The organism is Nocardiopsis sp. NRRL B-16309, assembly GCF_001279585.1.
In the GTDB taxonomy this organism is placed as follows: domain Bacteria; phylum Actinomycetota; class Actinomycetes; order Streptosporangiales; family Streptosporangiaceae; genus Nocardiopsis.
The window spans coordinates 1-15,811 of sequence record NZ_LGEC01000083.1 but is presented as its reverse complement, the minus strand read 5'-3'; the positions used below and the strand labels follow the sequence as shown (position 1 = coordinate 15,811).

Genomic DNA, 15,811 nt, shown 5'->3' with positions numbered 1-15,811 from the left:
GCCTGAACGCGCAGGAGTCTGCGCTTTCACCTCGGATACGCAGATACCTGCGTGGAGATGCCCGAGGCGTCGTCATTCGCAGCCTATTGCGCGTCTCCTGACAGGGTGGTGTTTGGGCGCACATGGGTGCGCGCGACACCGCCCGGGCCGCCTACTCGGCTCTGAAAGGGTCGGCCTGGTCACCGCAGTGCCGGGCAAAGGCCGGGTCGTCGCCGCCAGTGAGGCGGGCCCGGCGCGGCAGCAGACAGGCGGAACACAGGCCGAGTAGCGTCACGGCCGTGAACGGCCCGTGGCGCCAGCCGCGACCTCGGCGGTCTCGGTCTGAGAGTGTCAAGTCTGTCCTGACGCCCGGGTTGGGCCTCAGCCGTTGGTCGGGCGGAGTCGGAGGGCGAAGCGCGCCTTCGGACCTTCAGGCGGCTTTCCCTGGAGGACGTAGTGGACGGCCACGATGTCCCAGAACTGAGGCGGGGTCTTGAGTCCTGGCCCGCGTAGAGCCAGGAGCGGTACCTCGTCCCCCACGCCCGCGAGGATCGCCCGCATCTGCCCGGCGGTTATCGGTTCCTCGGAGGCTACCTCCACGTCGTCGCTGAGCCCGGAGTAGAAGTCATCGTGGGCGTTGCAGCACCAGGTGCAGAACATTCCCCCCACGGTGACAGGCGTGCTCCGGCACCCTATGCACACCGGGCCGTCGCACCCGTGGCAGATGAAGGAGTGCGAGTCGGTGGAGGAGCTCTCGCCCCGCGCGTTCTCGATAGCCACGCACCCGATCGGGCAGCGCTGTGTCCCTGTGCGCGCGTCCGCTTCAGCGACCTTCTCGGGGTGGTCCACAGCCGTCGGCTTGGGCGGGGTGCCCCAGGTACGGGTCACGGGCTCGGTGTCCTCTCGATCGAAGTCGTCGGCGACCTTCTGAACGGTGGGGTGAGGGTCGCGGACACGGTAGCCGGGCTCCGGTCAGGACCGCAGAAGGTTCACCGAACCGCAACCCCGCACGCGCTCACGTCACTAAGGACCGAACACCCTGCGCCGCACGGCCGTGCGCGTCCTCCACCCAATGACCGCCGGGTGCAGGCGAATGCGCACCAGGGAGCGAATGGCAGCTTCACGCAAGTACCCGCGCGACGCTGGCGCTGGTGGCAGGATGGACCCCATGCTCTCCGACGCCCTGAGCACTGACGCCATCGCCCGCGCCCAACAGGTCGTGGTGCCCGCGGTAGCCGCCAGCGAACGGACCCTGGACTTCGCGGCCCTGGACCGGCTGGCCCACGATCTGCCCGGCCCCGCCCACCTGCGCTGGCAGCGGGCCGCCATCGCGGCGACCATCCTGCTCTGCGGCCGCCTCCACGGCCGGACCACACCCGGCCGCGCTGCCGGTGACCCCGCACCGCTGGAGGACTCCGCGCCTCTGGCCGAACAGACCACCCACCTGGTCACCACCTGGTGCGACCACGGCCCCGGCGGGCTGCGCCACCTGATGCGTACGGTCGACCCCTACCGAGCTCGTGCTCTGACCTTGGTCCTGATCGTGGCCAACGTGCGCACCCGCAGACCCCGGCTCAATGACGCCGCGTTCGACGCCTGGGCCAGGCAGGTGATAAGCCACGCCAGCGGTCTCCGTCCCCCCGCCTGGTTGAAGCTGGCAGGCGATCTACTGTTCGGAGTGCGTGGCCTGATGGGATGGCTTGCGGTGATCGTCCTGGTCGCGGTCCCCCCCGCAGCCACCTACGCCCTGACCTCGGGGACGCCGGACGTGCGCCTGGGCTGGTCGCTGACCTCGCTGGCTGTCGCCGTCGCTGTCTGCGCACTGACCCACCGCGCGCTGACGCGTGCCCACTGACGCAGGAGACTGGCGTGGACATTGACCCGACCACCCCGCGGCCCGGCGGGGCAGGCAAAACCCGCACCACGGCTTCCCCCCTCCACCCCCAGGACGAGCACGCCGACACGCTGGTCGCCCTGGCCCGCACCACGCCCGCCGGGGAGCTGAGCCCGGCCGTCGCCCGAGCCGCGGTGCGCCGAGCTCATCTGACCGATCCTGAAAGCCTGGCCGACCTCGCCGCCGCTGCCCGCGCCCTGGCCGACCAGGCCCGGGTGGTGGAAGTGGCTGCGGGCAGCGCCGCCCGCGCCGCCGGGATGGAGCCGCAGCAGCTTGCCGACCGTGTAGGGGTGAGCCTGCGCACCGTTCAGGGCCGCTACCCCCATCACCAGGTGCACCTGGACCGGCCCGGCGCGGGCCTGCTTGCCCTGGTCGACCGCGACCCCCAGGGCCGACTGCGCCCGGTGGTCCTAGAGCTGCACCTGCCCACCGGCAAGGTCTCCTTCGCCCACCAGGGTGCCGCACCCGCGACCGGCACCCTGACGGGGCGCGTGTGGCGTTGGCCGGTACCGCTACTGACCGGCCCGGGCGCCGCCACGCTGCTGGAGGTCGTCGCCCCCCTGGCCCTGCGCATCCTGACCGGCACCGACACCGTTGACGGCGCCCGCGTGCCCGACACCGACGCGCGCACGGCCGCCGCCCAGGTCGGCCGGGTGTGCAACCAGGCCGCCACCACCTACCCCGTGCTGACCGAGGCCGACGCGGACACCCTGTGGGCCGACCACGACCCGGCCACCATGGCGGCCGCGCTGGGCCTTCCCACCGGGGCCGGGCACGACCAAGTGGCCACAGCCGCCGAGCTGGCACGCACCAACGCGTTGTCCCGCCTGGTGCTGCTCACCGGCGCCGAGGCCTACCTGGCCTCAGCCGTGGCCACCACCTCTGCTGCTTCCCCGCCTACGACCGCGCCGACGGTCCGGGACTGGGCGAGCTGGGATCCTCCCCTGCCCCCGGCGAAGAAGACGGTCGACACGGTCCCAGCACGTCCAACCGATGAACCGGATCCCGCGCTCGCACCGCAGCTTGCGGCGTTGGTGGCCGCGCTGCGCCCAGCGCTGGCAGCAGATCCAAGCCCGCTCAACCACGACGCGCTGCACCGGGTGTGCACCGACCTGGTCGACGCCGTGGAGGAGGCCGACCAGGCGCGCCTGGGGCGCGCCTTGGAACGGCTGGTGACGCTGGAGGAGGCCGCCACCGCTGGGCTGCACCGGATCCCCTCTCTGGCCCGGGCCTGGGAAGCGTTGCTCTGCGTCCACCGCACGACCGTGACCGGGCGAGTGAGCGTGTGAGCGGCACCTGGCCCCTGTCGTACCACTCGGGCACGATGGCGCAGAGCGCGGTCTGCGAGCCGCTTCGACGATCGAGGATGGAGACCTCCGTATGACGCTCGTTCCGGCTGAACGGGAGGAGCAACCATGACCTGGGTGTTCTCCCTTTTCCTCGGCCTCGTTGTGTCCGTCCTGGCCATCGTGAACTGGCGAAAGCCGGGTGTGCTTCTGCCTGAGGGGTCAGACCGGTGGTTCAATGCGGCCATCCTCATGATCGGCGTGGCCCAGATCGCCACAGGCATAGGTCTGGTCGCTTCCGGCCCGGCCCGCGTTCTGTTCCTGGTGCTGGCAGCCGCGCTCTTCGCCGCGATGGGCGGAGTGATGGTCGCCGCCTGCATCGCCAACGTGAAGCGGCTCCGTGCTCTCAAGGCCGTGGCCGAGACCGCTGAGGAGGTATGAGGCGTCCTGTGTCCCCCGACGACTTCCGCCGTGTGGGATCCGACCCGCACTGGGACCACGGCCGAGCACATGTGCATGTGCGCTTTCCTCCCGGCCAGTACTCGGTGCTGGCCCAGGCCTTGGGATGGCCCCACTGGTGGTCCTGGCGGGTGCACGGCATACCTCATCCGCCCATGCCTGATGAGGCGATGAAACGAATGACGCTGACGGGCGAGCAGTGATGGACGAAGATCTGTCCACCGCCGCGGCGTTGCGGCCCCGCCGTGCCGCTCAGGAGTGGTGAACTGCCTGCACCTTCCTGGCCGTGGCCTTGATGAACTCGTGCACGAGAAGCAGAGCCTCGTCGCACTGGCGCCCCACCACAGCCACGTCACGGCGCTGGCGTCCCCGACTGCCCTTGCCCGAGGGGTCGATCAGGTCGAGTTCGTGGGCGACCTGATTGCGTACGCAGAAGAAGTCGTCATGCTTCTCAAGCTCTTCATCTGTCAACGCACCACTGTCGATCCCGAGAGCTTTGCGGCACCGACCGAGCTGTGTTGAGCCCTGGATGCTCCCCTTGGTGAGGTCTTCGACATACAGCGCGATCAACTCGGCACGGGGATCGATAGCGGCGATGGCGTCCTTGACGTCCTTGTCCAGGTCGCCATCGAACCGCCCGTCACGCTTGAAGACGTACCCCTTGAACGCACTGTGTGCAGAACCTTCTTCGCGCAGCAGTGTTTCCAGAGCATCACGCAACAGCGTCCGCAGACAGGCGTCCACGCCCGCTGCGGTGAAGACGATGGCAGCGCGGGCCAGGTCCCGGTGCTTCTCAGATATGGACCCCTGCGGGTTCTTTTGTGCGGCGCGCTGCTCGTTGAAAGTGGCGAAGAGCTCCGACACCGACCGGTGCGTGGCCACGAACCGGGCCCGGCTGCGCTGCACCTCCTCCGGACACCCCCGCGGCCTGCGCGGTAGCGCAGACAGCTCTACCTGTGCCACCCCAGAGGGCTTCCGGCTCGTCATATCCCTCCTGTACCCCCTATGCAGGTTCCCTGATCTGGCCGATCGCCTGATCGGTGACCGAGAACGTGCCAGCATGGCCCCATCCGATCGCCCCGGCAGGAGGCAACATGGCCAAGAAGAAGACCAAGTCCACGAGTGCCAAGGACACCCGGAAGAAGAGGGCACAGCTCGCCGCGGTCCGCCGCTCCCACGCCAACGCTTACGACTTCCCCATCGACTTCGGGGCACTGCGTCAGGGCCCGATCGATGTGGACACGCTGGCCGAGCACCTGCCCATGCCACCTGCCCACACCCATCACGATCTCGCCAGCGGCGAGCAGCGGGTTCTGGCACACTCGCCGGCCCGCACGTGGTTGGAGGTGGAGCAGGCGGGTGTGAGCGAGAAGTCTCGCGACGTCGTGGCGCGATGGCCGTTCCGTATCGTCGGGGAAGGCGTGAAGGTGCCCCGGGAGCATGGGTGGACGTGTCTGCGGCTGTTGGCGTTGCAGACCAAGCAGACCGTAGAGGAAGTCAGCCAGCAGCTCGTGGAACTGGAGGACGCGGCGCTGCAGCACTGGCACTCCCGCACCAACGTCTATGTGCTCCCCGCTGATGCCCCCGACACGTCGCAGATGAGCGTGGAGGAGGGGTTCGCGGCTATCGACGCCTTCACCGCGCAGCGTGCCGCCGAGCCCGCGGCGCGACGTGCCGCGCGTCGGTGGACGCGCGTGAGTGTGGAACACCTACCCGAGCCTTCCGACCTGGCTGGAGAAGGAGAGCAACCCGGAGCGCACTAGCCTGCCGCGCGTCCGGGCCCCGCCGCTATGCCAGCTCTGGCCAACCAGGACACGGTTCCTACGGCGCGTCCTCGCCCACGGTGTCGTCGATGATCACCTCAGGTGCGGGATCGTCCTCGCTCCGGCGAGGGCTGATCTGGTCCACCACCTCCGAGATCGCGGTGTAGACCCGGGCGGCCGCTGCCTGCTCTTCGTCGGTGGCGCTGGCCGCGAGACCCACAGTGTGAGCGTCACGGTCAAGGTCATCCAGGTACTCGACGAGCTGGGTACCGGTCAAGTTGACGCGCACCAGACCGCGGTCGCCTTCCTCGCCCTCCAACGGAGTCGGCTCCAGCTCACGCAGCTCGCTCCCGCTGTACTCGGGCTTGGTCTGCTCCCACAGCCCCAGGGGCAACACGATAGTGATCGAGGCAGTACCCGCTGCTCTGCTGAGGCGTTCGCCGTGTTCGGCCGGAGTGTCTGTGCAGCCGGACAGGACCAGGGCGAGCGAGATTGCCAGGGCGGCGCCATAACGGCGCGGGATGAGGGTATTCAGCACGAGGCGATGTTAGGGAGACCATCGCCTGTCAGGCGGCGGAATCCCAAAAGAGGACCCTTTGAGCTGCCAATATCCCTTTTGGGTGTATGCGGCTTCCGCCCTCGCTTGCGGCCGGGGCCCGGGTCCGACCTTAGGACTCGGGCCCCGGTGATCAGCGGGCTCGGCTCGTTCTACGGCACGGCGGCGACGGCGTAGACGTCCACGAAGCCCGCGCGGGGTGCGGGGCGGCCAGTGGACAGGTCGAGGAGCTTCCCCTGCCGGATGGCGTCCACGCGGGCAGCGACGTCCTCTTGCTCTCCGCGCATGCGGATCTTGACCCGAGCGCGCTCTGAGGCCGCTGCAGGGCCGCCGCGGGCGGTGCGCGGCGGCCTCAGCGAGTAGGCGTGCCTGCCGGATGGCCACCTCGATCTGGCGTAGGGCGTGCAGGGCCGCCGTGGGGTGCTCCTCCGCCTCTCCCAACAGCCCTGCCACGGCCGCGAGGGTCCTGTTGAGAGGCTGGTCGGCGTTGGTGCCGGGCACCTCCCTCGCCAGGTGTCCCCACCAGGTGTGCAGATAGTGGTCCATCCAGGCGTCCACGACCGGGGGCGGGCCCGGGTCCAGCAGGTGGTCTCCCAGGCGTTGGCCGTGCTCGCGGGCGGCCGCCACGCGGTCCCAGCCCACCGCCTGCGCGGGCAGGCGCGGTGGGGCGGGCGCGGGGTCGACCCACCCGCACGAACAGCCGGTGCGCAGCCCGGCGGCGCCCGGCGCGCCGTTGGCGAGCCACTGTTCGATGTCGCTGTCGAGGACCTGCCCTGTGGCGGCGGGGTCGGTGAGCAGGTGCTCGTGCTCGATGTGCTGCCCGTCAGGGGCGGTTTCGATCCATCCCACGTTGACCGTCCTCTCACAGGAATCGGGCGCGGGCCCGGACACCGGCCAGGGCAACCCCGTCGGCCAAGGCTTCTTCCGGCGGCGTCGCGTCCTTCAGGGGGCCGCAGAGCAGGACGGTCTCGGTCGTATCGACCAGGTCCCACCAGTGGTCGGGCAAGGTCACCTGCTCGGCCGCCTGGAAGAGGCTGATGTCGTCGAACCCGTCGGCGTCGATGTGGGCGATGCCCTCCAGGGAGCGGGTGGCGATATCGAAGCGCACCCGCCACCGGGCGTCCGCCGGCGGCAGGGTGGTGGCGTCCCAGACGGGCAGGCCGCAACGGTGCAGGAGATCCTCCAGCCCGGCGTCGCCGCTCTGGGGGTTGAGGATGAGCATGGGCAGCCGCTGGGAGCCCTGCGGGCCGGTCGCCTCCAGCTCGGAGAGCGTCACCCCGTACACCGGGTCGCTGCCGTCGTCGGGCTCGTCCAGGGTGATCGTCTCGAACACGGGAGGCTGGGCGGCTCCGGCTGCCCAGAAGTCCACAGTGGTCTCCAGGAGGTCGCGCCGGTGGTCGGCGGGCATCAGGCTCAGCACGTGCACCGGGGCGGCATCGTCGGCCTGCTCGTGCAGGACACGCACCCACGCGCGGGCGGGGTCGGGCAGGGCCGCTGCGAGCACGGGGGGCAAGATGCCCAGTGCGCCGCCGGCCAGGGCGGCCACCGTGGCGGCCGAGTCGGCCACCTGCGGGATCAGAGTGTCCAGGCAGGGGCCGCACCCGGCGCGGGCGGCGCCGACCAACGCGGTGGCCCGGTCCAGTTCGATGCGGTGTCCCCGGGTGTAGGGCAGGTCAGCGAGCGAGGCGAGGTCCGGGGCGGGGTGGGTGTGGGTGGTGGCCGCGTTGGCGCTGGTGTAGGCGGCTCCGGTTCGCTGCTGGGCGCGGCGGGCGGCGTTCTTTCGGGCGTGGTCCTTCGGCACGACGGGCCTCGTCTCGGCGCGGCGGTCCCATGACCCGCGGCGCGCGTGAGGTGTACGGCCGTCGGGAGAACGTGCTGGAGGGGCCGGTCCACGCGAGGTGAAGCGGCGGCTGCGCCTGGTGCGGCTGAGCCGGACCGGTTGGTCCGGGCACCTTTGCCTGGTGTCCCGTGTCATGGGCACGGGGCGGCTTGGGCCGATGCGCTCGGCCGCTGTGGGCAGTGTAGCGCGCGGTAAGGGCCCGCACCCGGTGCATGCTCGGGGTGCGGGCCCGGATGCTGCACGGGATCGCTACGGGTGTGGCTGTGGGCAGGGGTGGGGGAATCGGACTCCGAGAGACCGTGCAGGGATCAGGCGAAGCTCCTGGTTCTGCCGATGCCCGCAGTCTGGGAATTCAGTGCGGCGACGGCAGCCTCCAACTCCTCCAGTCGCGTCTGGAGGTAGGCGTCCATCTCGGCCCGGGCTGCGGCCAGCTCGGCGACGGGCATGGTGTCGGCGTCCGGGCAGGTTCCGACGTGGGCGGCCAGGTGGATCCACTGGTCGCTGTAGAGCACGGCGTGGCTGCGCGGGGGGATCGCGGTGTGCGCGACCTTCTCCCCGGCTCGGATGGGAACGCCGCAGTCGTGAGCGCAGCGGCGCGGGCGGCGCGCAGTACGGATCGTGGTCATCATCGGGCGGCTCCCGTCGTTTGGGTTATGGGTGGGGCCGCCGCGCGCTGGCGACGGCCCCCGAGTGGGCAGGCAGCAGGTCAGCGGCGGCGGGTTGTACGCGCGGGCGCCGCGGTGAAGGTGCGCACCAGTTCCAGGGCGGCGTGGGCATCTCCGACCGCCCGGTGGTCGCCGCCCAGGGGGATCCAGCGGCTCACCCGCAGGTAGTCGCTGCGCGCGGCCATCGCGCACGCCCAGGCCTCGTCCTTGGCCAGGCGGCCGGGGTCGATGCCGTACCGGGAGCAGTCGAAGAGCGCCCGACCCCGGTCGAAGGGGGCGTTGTAGGCAATGATCTGGCGGTCGTCGATGGCTGCTTCCACCTTCGGCCATATCTCCGCCCAGGTGGGGGCACCTTCCAGGTCGGCGTCGCTGATGCCATGCACGGCACCGGCCTGGGCGGTGATGGCGATGTCTCCAGGGTGGACCAGGCTGTGGAACAGCACCGCGCCGGTGGCCGCGTCGACCACGGCGATCTCGATGATCGCGCCGTCCAGGCCGGTGGTCTCCACATCCACCACGACCGCGTGGCCCGGCTCGACCGCCCACCGGGCCCACCGGATGATCCGGCCGACCGCGGTGGACAGCTCGATGTCGTCGGTGTGCACAGCGGCTGGATCGGCGGCGAGCTTGGCCTTGACCTGCTTCAGCGTCGGAGTGCCATCGGGCAGCTGTTCCCAGTCGATGGCCCACACGTTGGGGCCTGCGACCCAACGGGGCCAGACCTCGATGCCGTGCTCGTCGCTCAGGCGGCGAGTGAAGGCGTGCACGAGCTGGGCGCGTGTGGTGGGCAGGCCGGCGACGAGGTCGCGCAGGGGCGAGCGGTCGCCGGGAGTCACCGCGTGCAGGTCCGCCCAGGGCAGGGTGGTGTCCGCTGCCAGCTCGTCCAGGTCCCCGGTACGGAACAGGTCGATCTCGACCCGGTTCCACCGGCTGACCGTCTTGTAGGCCACGTCGCACGGCTCGACCAGGCCACCGGCGACCAGGTAGTCGAAGTCCAGGCGCCGGATACCCAGGTGCTCGGCCGACTGGTCCGGTCCCAGGGTGCGGTCGGCGAGCACCTGCGCGCACAGCTTGTCGTCGCTCGCCAACCGGTCCAGGGTGCACAGCGCCCACCGGTCGAACCGGCCCGGTGCCAGGTCCAGGTCGGCGGCGACGCGCTCGAACTCGCGCTGCCGCCACCCCAGCCGCTGTGCGGTCTCAGGCGCGGGCAGGCTCGCGGCCACCCACTCCTGACGCTCACGGACGATCTCTGCGACGGTGTCGGTGTCCAGTTCCTGGGCGGCGGCCACGTCGTAGAGCGGCCATCCCTTGTACTCGTCGACCGCTTCCAGGATCCCGCGCTCCACCAGTTCTTCGACGTCGGCGCGGGCGACGTCCACGCCAGTGGACTCGGCCAGCAGGCCGGCGAAGCGGTTGGCGCCCAGCTGCTCGGGGCCGCGCTCGCGGCGCAGTTCCGCCTCGGCGCTCACACGGTCACGGATAGCGTCGTTGCGCTCCAGAGCCCGGGCCGCGAGGCTGTCCACGACCGTGGCCGACCACCGGCGCTCGGCCACGTCCCCGGGCGGGATCAGGCCGTGGCGGAGGCCACCTTCCCAGTTGTCGATTCCGGCTGCCCTTGCGGCCTGTACTGGCCCGAAGTCCTTGGGGGCGCGGGCCCGGTCCGGTTTGGGTGAAGTCTGTGACATACGCTTTCTCCTAGTCGTGGTGATCTGCGACAGGGGTGGGGCGCCGGTTCTTGACGGGATAGGCGTCCCACCCGTTCTCAGGTGGCGTGCTTGTGGAGCACGGTCAGCGTTGGTCGGGGCTTCCGAGCGGTCACGCCTGGGCCGGTCCGCGCACGGCATCCAGAAGTACGCCCAGGACCTGGTCGCCGCGGTCAGATCCGGTGTCCCACCGGGGGTCGTCGGGATCGCCGACGAAGCCCTGTTCCTCGGCGTGCCGGTTCATGACCAGGTCCGTGATCCCGCTCGTGGCGTGCAGTAGGGCCCCTCGGTCGCCGTCCTGGGCCTCGGCCAGTCCTTCGGTGAGCATCTCGTGGACCTTCTCGTGATCGCCTGGACGTACGGCCACCCCTGCGGCGGCCATCGCGTCGTCCCACAGGCCCCAGACCGCAGCGCGGATCCGGGCCTCGGCCACGGCCGCGCGGGCCTCGTTGAGGGCGGCCTGCAGGGAGTCGAGGTCGGCGTCGTAGCGCGCGCAGTCGGCGAGGGTGTCGCAGAACCCTCCCCAGGTCACGCCGCTCGTGGCCGAGCGCACCTGGTCTTTGGCGTCCTCGAGGTCGCTCATCGGTGTCCTCCAACGTGATGGTCGGTGTGTCGGTGCGGTAGGAACGGGTCAGCAGCCATAGTCGGGAATCGTTCGGTAGCCGTGGACTCGACCAAGGTCACCACGGCGGGTCGAGGGGGGCGACGGAGTCGAGCGGCACCGTGCTGGGGGTGTCCTGGGGGGTGAGGGTGGCCAGCGCCCCGTAGGCGGTGTCCCCGCTCCCAGCGGCGACATGGGTGTCCTCGGCGTCGAAGGCCTGGGCCGTGACGAAGTGCGCTGGGCCTTCTTCGGGGGCGCGGTCGGCCTCATCCAGGACCAGCTCGATGCGACCTCCCCGGGCCAGAATCTGGTCGGAGTCCACGGTGATGACGGCGTCCTGGAGGGCGCCGGAGGCCTGCCGGTGGGCCATGCGCAGCGCGTCCTCCAGGTGGGCGGCGGCGTTGGACAAGTCGTCGGTCACGGCCCAGGGGTCCGCGGAGGTGCGGGCCAGTGCGGCGGCGACCTGCTCGCCCGCGTTGACGATCCCGTAGAGGGTCTGGATCTCGGGGCGGGCATCGTCGTGGACGTCGACCACCGCGGCGAGGTGGGACAGGGCACCGCGCAGGCGTGCCAGGTCGGCTGAGGGGCCGTCCTTGTGAATGGCGGCCAGCTCCTTTTCGACGTGGCGCCAGCGCCGGTGGGCGCTCTGGCGTTTCTTGCCGACGGCGGTGGCGATGCGCTCCCAGCTCACGCCCTGGCTGCGCAGCAGGCGGACCTCGGCGGTGAGGGGACCGCGATCGTCGGACTCGGCGGCGATCTCGTGCAGGCGCAGCTCGGGGACCTCACGATGCAGGTGTCGGGCCCACTCGTGCACGAGAGCGCGCTCAGGCGGGTGGTAGTGGTCGGCGCTCTGCCACCCGCAGCAGCAGAGCGCGCGCCAGATTCTGCGGTACTCAGTGGCCGCGCCGGGTTCCCAGGGGACGAGTTCCCCGCCTTCGCCCGTGTGGGCGTAGACGGTTGCGGTGTGCCCGTTCGCCGGGCCAGGACCCTGCCATTCCATGAACGACCTCCGTGTCAGCTTTTTGCTGACACAAGTTTGTCAGCAAAAAGCTGACACCGCAACTCCGTTGAGTGAGCCGGGCGCAGGTCCGCCACGTTGCTGGGCGGCAATCGGGCCCATGACGCCAGTTCGTCGACCACCTACCGATCCCGGTAGGACAGGGCCTCGCGGGCACGAGCGAGCGCGCCGGCGGCGGCCGGAGACCGAGCCGCGTCCTCGCCGAGCTCTGCCAGAGCCAGGGACAGGTGGGCGGCCAACGAGGGCATCTGATCAGGCCGCAGCGGATCCTCCTCCAGGAGCTGGATCAGGCCGTGCAGCCAGTCCTGCGCGTCCTCGGTCAAGACGAGGTCGTGGCGCACTCCCAGCAGTTCTTGAGCTGCTGCCCGAACCCGCGAGTGATGGCGCCGGGCCTGCTCCACCTCGACCACGCGCCGGCGCGTCTGGGCCTCCCGCTCGGCCATCAGCTGGCGTCCGTGCCAGGGGGTACGCGGGCGGTGGTGCCGTGCGGCGTAGAGCCGGTCCCGCCGTTTGCTGACGGCCCCCGGGGTGTCGAGCACCAGCACGTCGGCAAGTTCGGTCAGGGTCAGCAGGTGCTCACTGCGCCGTGCGCCGGGTGGGCGGGCCTGGTCCAGGGCGCCGAGTTGCTCGGTGTCGATCAGGCTGTAGAGCAGGCCCGTCACCTTCAGCCGGAGCCGGATTTGCTCGCGGCGGGCCGGGCTCACCTGCTCGGGGGGCAAGGCGCTGTGGTGAGCCCGGGTGTAGGCGAGCACGCCGATCGCGTCGCCGTCGGGCCACAGCTCCAAGTGCGGGTCTTGGGCGTTTTCGTGCAGGTGGTAGAGGTGTGCGAGCAGGTCGGACAGTCGCTCGGCGGGTTCGACGTCTGGAGCCATGAGGCCCACCTTCCTGGACTTTGACAGTTTGTCAAAGTCGGCCCGGAGGCGTGCCCGCCCGGCGCCGGGCACGCCAGCGGTGCCGCGCTAGGGGGAAGGATCCAGCGCCGCCCGGGCCCGCGCGCCTGCGGACCGAGAGGACGCACACCACGAAGGATCTTCTGCACACAGGGGTTGATCTGCAACAATGCAGGGCCATCCTCCTGGAATGGAGTTGTCCGTGAGCGCACCAACCCCTGACGCGTCCACCCCTGAGGGCCGCTTCCTAATCGCTTATGGCTCCTACCAGCACGCCCGGATGACGGCCGGATTCTCCGTGATGGCGGCACCGCCGGCGCAGGTGCTGGCGCTGGTCACGCACATGGTCCACTGGACCGTGGAACTCGACCAGGTCTGGGAGCAGCTCGAAGGCACCACCTACACCTCGGTCCGTGACGCGCACGCGGCCCGCGGCGTGCTCTCGGCCTTGCGCGTCGTCCGCGAGCGCGTAGGCGTACTCTCCGCAGTCGTGCTGACCGAGAACGGGCCGATGTGGCGCCCCAGCCAGGATCTGGCGTTGGGTCCGGTGGACCAAGAGGTCTACACGCAGCACCTGGCCGAGCAGAGCGTGTTCGACGAAGCCTCCGTGCTGGACCTGTTCATCAACGGATCCGGACTCGACGGCGGCCTCGGCCGGGAGTCCATCGCCCAGGCCCAGTCCCCGCGGTGGACAGCCGGGGACGAGGCCCCGCACGAGTCGGACCAGGAGGAGGAGAAGGTCCTGGCCGACGCCATGGACGAGATTAAGATGCTGAGCACCCATACGCCCGAGGAGATCGAGTCGTACCACGCTGAGCGTGGCGGATACTTCCTGACCCTGGTGGTCGGCGACGCAGACGTTGAGAACCCTTCTCCAGGGCAGGTGGACGGCCCCCTGGGCGCCTGGTACGCACTCATGCGCCAGCTCAGCGGCGGCAACTACCCCTCCATGACCATGGGAGGGAGCAGTCCCACCTACCTGTTCAAGGGCGAACACGCCCGAAACACGGTCCGAGAGCTGGCACAGGTCGCCCGGGTCCTTGACCCCGGCCACTGGGAGGTCGTCGAGGGATACCGGCGCCCCAAGGAGACAGAGGAGACCGACCCCCGCCAGCTCTAGCCCTCACACCGCCATCTGGGACGGCGAGCTCACCGAGCCGTCACCCCCGGTCCGGCTGCGTGGGACGGTCGTGCCGATCCCGTTGCCGACGGGCTGGCGGTCGGGCACAGGCAGGGGGCGGTGCCCGGCGAGGTCAGCATCTGTCGCGATTGAAGGAAACATTCTTCCCGGCGCGACGGTGAAAATACGCTGGTCAGCCCGCCCCTGAATGGACCCAGAAGGTTCCTTATGTTTCCCCGACCCACTTTGGTATTCCACCAAGCAGGGAAGGATGCGGTACCTTGTAATTCTTCCTCCGCGACGGCCCGGCAAGGGTCGCTGTCCCGGGAGGCGACCATTCCCGTGCCCACACGGGGCGCGGGCGGCTCCACGGAGGAGGGACTATGGGTGACCGACCTGAGCGACGGCGAGCGACCGTCGTCTTCGAGGTGATCAGGACACTGCTCGCTGGAGTGCGCTTCGTACTCTGGCTGACCAGGTTCTTCGGTGATCCCCCGGCCAACGGGCCGCAGCTGTAGACGTACAGCTGGCGGCCCGCGCCGGACGAGCGGGGCTGTGGTGTTGCGTCCGACCAAGAGCGCACCATGGCCCCGTTTTCATGTCTGAGTATAGGCCACAACATCACCGGTTTCTACTTCGGCTACTTGATTCGGCAATTAATTCCTATCGGATTCGTTTAGCCCATCTCTTCATTTTCGGTTTTCCTGCTGGGCTTCCGGGTGATCTTTCGGAGTCCCGCGATTGCGTGGTTGATTCCGGTTCCGGTTTGGTTCGACCAGACTTCGACCACGGGTTGGGTCCTTCGACCACCATTATGCGATCCATCGCCGCCGGTCCGCCTGCCAATGAGGCTGGATCCGGGCTCTGACCAGGCCGGATGCACGTACCGGTACCCGACCTGGGCCCGGTTCCGACCAGTCGACCAGGTTGGTCGACCAGGCCCAGCGAACTCCGACCACCTCGCACGGTGTCGACCACGCCCCCTGGAACCCGTATGCCCTCGGACCAGCATTTCTGTGCTTGCCTGCGCCTCGGACCGCACGCGGAAACGTTTCGCCACCGGTGGCGAGGCCGAGCTCGAAGGCGCTTCTCGGACAGCGCCAGCACCTGGCCGATAAGGGCTGTATGGGATCGAGGCACTACAGCCTCACGTGCGGCGTTCCTCGCCGGTCGGCGGCACGGAGGCGTCATCATCGGTGGAGGGGGACCCTGTGTCCTCTGCTGTCGGCTCCGATCGGGCGAGGTGGCGCTGAAGGATGTCCCGCACTTCCTGGGAGGTCTCGCCCGTGTCCAGTGCCCTCACCGCTATCCGCAACCCACGCCGTGCGTCTCCTCGGCCCCGACGCAGCAGCTGGCACTCCTCCTGCAACTGCGTGTGCTGCTCAGCGAGTAGCTCGGCCCGGCCCGCCTGGCGCTGCAGGTCGGCGATCTGCGCGGCGTGCTCCCGGGCGGTGCGCTCCTGGGCGTCGGTGTGGGCCTGCTGGAGCTCATCCAGGCGCTCGGCGTAGTCGGCACTCAGCTGTTCGACCTGGCCGGTGAGCCGGGTGCGCTCGGTGGCCCATTCCTTCCGCTCAGTCTGTAGCTCGTCACGGAACCGGTCGCGTTCCTTGGCCACGGTCTCGTGTCGGGCCTCGGCGCGCTCGGCCCGTGCCGCCGCGGCGTCGGCCCTCGTCTGGAGTTTGGTCGCCTCGGCGAGCAGCCGCTCGTTCTCCTGCTCCAGGCGCTCGGCCGCGCCCTGGGCCACCGCGACGGCGCGGCGGTCGTCGGCGGCCTCACCCCGCGCCCGTTCGGCGACCCTTTCCGCTTCGCGGGCCTGGACCCGGGCTTCGTCCCGCTCCTCTTCGGCGTTCTGGCGGCCGCGGTGGGCCGCCGCGGTCTCGGCTTCAGCGGTCCGGGCCCGGCCTTCGGCTTCGGCTCTGGCCGCGCGGTCCTGCTCGGCCTCGGCCAGGGCGGCGCCGGCGCGTTCGTCCACCTCGGTGCCCACCCGCTCCAGGACCGCGGTCAGGTCCGTAAGGGGTTCTCGGGCGGTGGCCACGG

General features: G+C 70.2%; 16 protein-coding genes and 1 pseudogene. 6 read left to right on the top strand and 11 right to left on the bottom strand.

Annotated features, from left to right (window positions below):
• Positions 1 to 360 precede the first annotated feature (360 nt).
• Positions 361 to 867: a hypothetical protein gene (locus ADL05_RS18475; RefSeq protein WP_053618239.1), complete on the bottom strand. Its 507-nt coding sequence runs from the start codon at positions 865 to 867 to the stop codon at positions 361 to 363.
• Between the two features lie 223 nt (positions 868 to 1,090).
• Here ADL05_RS18475 and ADL05_RS18470 point away from each other — a divergent pair, with 223 nt between their 5' ends.
• From ADL05_RS18470 to ADL05_RS18460, 3 genes are all read left to right on the top strand, one after another.
• Entirely contained in the window at positions 1,091 to 1,834 is a 744-nt protein-coding gene (locus ADL05_RS18470; RefSeq protein WP_156365912.1) for a hypothetical protein, read from the top strand.
• 14 nt (positions 1,835 to 1,848) lie between these two features.
• Positions 1,849 to 3,162, top strand: a complete 1,314-nt coding sequence (locus ADL05_RS18465; RefSeq protein WP_053618237.1) for a hypothetical protein — start codon at positions 1,849 to 1,851, stop codon at positions 3,160 to 3,162.
• Positions 3,163 to 3,288: 126 nt separating this feature from the next.
• Positions 3,289 to 3,600 (top strand): hypothetical protein, encoded by a 312-nt coding sequence (locus tag ADL05_RS18460; RefSeq protein WP_053618236.1) that lies wholly within the window; start codon positions 3,289 to 3,291, stop codon positions 3,598 to 3,600.
• A gap of 270 nt (positions 3,601 to 3,870) precedes the next feature.
• On the opposite strand, the gene ADL05_RS18455 is transcribed toward ADL05_RS18460, so the two are convergent.
• Positions 3,871 to 4,482: a hypothetical protein gene (locus ADL05_RS18455; RefSeq protein WP_197285847.1), complete on the bottom strand. Its 612-nt coding sequence runs from the start codon at positions 4,480 to 4,482 to the stop codon at positions 3,871 to 3,873.
• Between the two features lie 230 nt (positions 4,483 to 4,712).
• Between ADL05_RS18455 and ADL05_RS18450 the strand changes: the two genes are divergently transcribed.
• The gene (locus ADL05_RS18450; protein WP_053618235.1) at positions 4,713 to 5,381 is read left to right on the top strand and encodes a hypothetical protein; all 669 of its coding nucleotides are present in this window, start codon (positions 4,713 to 4,715) and stop codon (positions 5,379 to 5,381) included.
• 58 nt (positions 5,382 to 5,439) lie between these two features.
• Here ADL05_RS18450 and ADL05_RS18445 read toward each other — a convergent pair whose 3' ends face one another.
• From ADL05_RS18445 to ADL05_RS18415, 8 genes are all read right to left on the bottom strand, one after another.
• Positions 5,440 to 5,919 carry a hypothetical protein gene (locus tag ADL05_RS18445; protein WP_053618234.1) on the bottom strand — a complete coding sequence of 160 codons (480 nt, stop codon included), beginning with the start codon at positions 5,917 to 5,919 and terminating at the stop codon, positions 5,440 to 5,442.
• A 170-nt stretch (positions 5,920 to 6,089) separates the two neighbouring features.
• Positions 6,090 to 6,224, bottom strand: coding sequence for a hypothetical protein (locus ADL05_RS32165; RefSeq protein WP_255351849.1), 135 nt, complete (start codon positions 6,222 to 6,224; stop codon positions 6,090 to 6,092).
• A 575-nt stretch (positions 6,225 to 6,799) separates the two neighbouring features.
• Positions 6,800 to 7,738: a hypothetical protein gene (locus ADL05_RS18440; RefSeq protein WP_053618233.1), complete on the bottom strand. Its 939-nt coding sequence runs from the start codon at positions 7,736 to 7,738 to the stop codon at positions 6,800 to 6,802.
• A 347-nt stretch (positions 7,739 to 8,085) separates the two neighbouring features.
• Positions 8,086 to 8,406, bottom strand: a complete 321-nt coding sequence (locus tag ADL05_RS18435; RefSeq protein ID WP_053618232.1) for a hypothetical protein — start codon at positions 8,404 to 8,406, stop codon at positions 8,086 to 8,088.
• A gap of 77 nt (positions 8,407 to 8,483) precedes the next feature.
• The gene (locus ADL05_RS18430; protein ID WP_197285846.1) at positions 8,484 to 10,127 is read right to left on the bottom strand and encodes a 3'-5' exonuclease; all 1,644 of its coding nucleotides are present in this window, start codon (positions 10,125 to 10,127) and stop codon (positions 8,484 to 8,486) included.
• Between the two features lie 130 nt (positions 10,128 to 10,257).
• On the bottom strand, positions 10,258 to 10,728 hold the full coding sequence (locus tag ADL05_RS18425; RefSeq protein WP_053618230.1) for a hypothetical protein: 471 nt from the start codon (positions 10,726 to 10,728) through the stop codon (positions 10,258 to 10,260).
• A 97-nt stretch (positions 10,729 to 10,825) separates the two neighbouring features.
• Positions 10,826 to 11,746, bottom strand: a complete 921-nt coding sequence (locus ADL05_RS18420) for a hypothetical protein (protein ID WP_156365909.1) — start codon at positions 11,744 to 11,746, stop codon at positions 10,826 to 10,828.
• A gap of 140 nt (positions 11,747 to 11,886) precedes the next feature.
• The gene (locus ADL05_RS18415; protein ID WP_053618228.1) at positions 11,887 to 12,636 is read right to left on the bottom strand and encodes a hypothetical protein; all 750 of its coding nucleotides are present in this window, start codon (positions 12,634 to 12,636) and stop codon (positions 11,887 to 11,889) included.
• Positions 12,637 to 12,856: 220 nt separating this feature from the next.
• Here ADL05_RS18415 and ADL05_RS18410 point away from each other — a divergent pair, with 220 nt between their 5' ends.
• Both ADL05_RS18410 and ADL05_RS32160 read left to right on the top strand, forming a co-directional pair.
• A complete protein-coding gene (locus ADL05_RS18410; RefSeq protein ID WP_156365908.1) occupies positions 12,857 to 13,774 on the top strand; it encodes a hypothetical protein in 918 nt (305 codons plus the stop codon).
• 383 nt (positions 13,775 to 14,157) lie between these two features.
• The gene (locus ADL05_RS32160) at positions 14,158 to 14,292 is read left to right on the top strand and encodes a hypothetical protein (protein ID WP_255351848.1); all 135 of its coding nucleotides are present in this window, start codon (positions 14,158 to 14,160) and stop codon (positions 14,290 to 14,292) included.
• A 629-nt stretch (positions 14,293 to 14,921) separates the two neighbouring features.
• On the opposite strand, the pseudogene ADL05_RS31185 reads toward ADL05_RS32160, so the two are convergent.
• Positions 14,922 to 15,811, bottom strand: a pseudogene (locus tag ADL05_RS31185) (hypothetical protein); the annotation flags it as partial.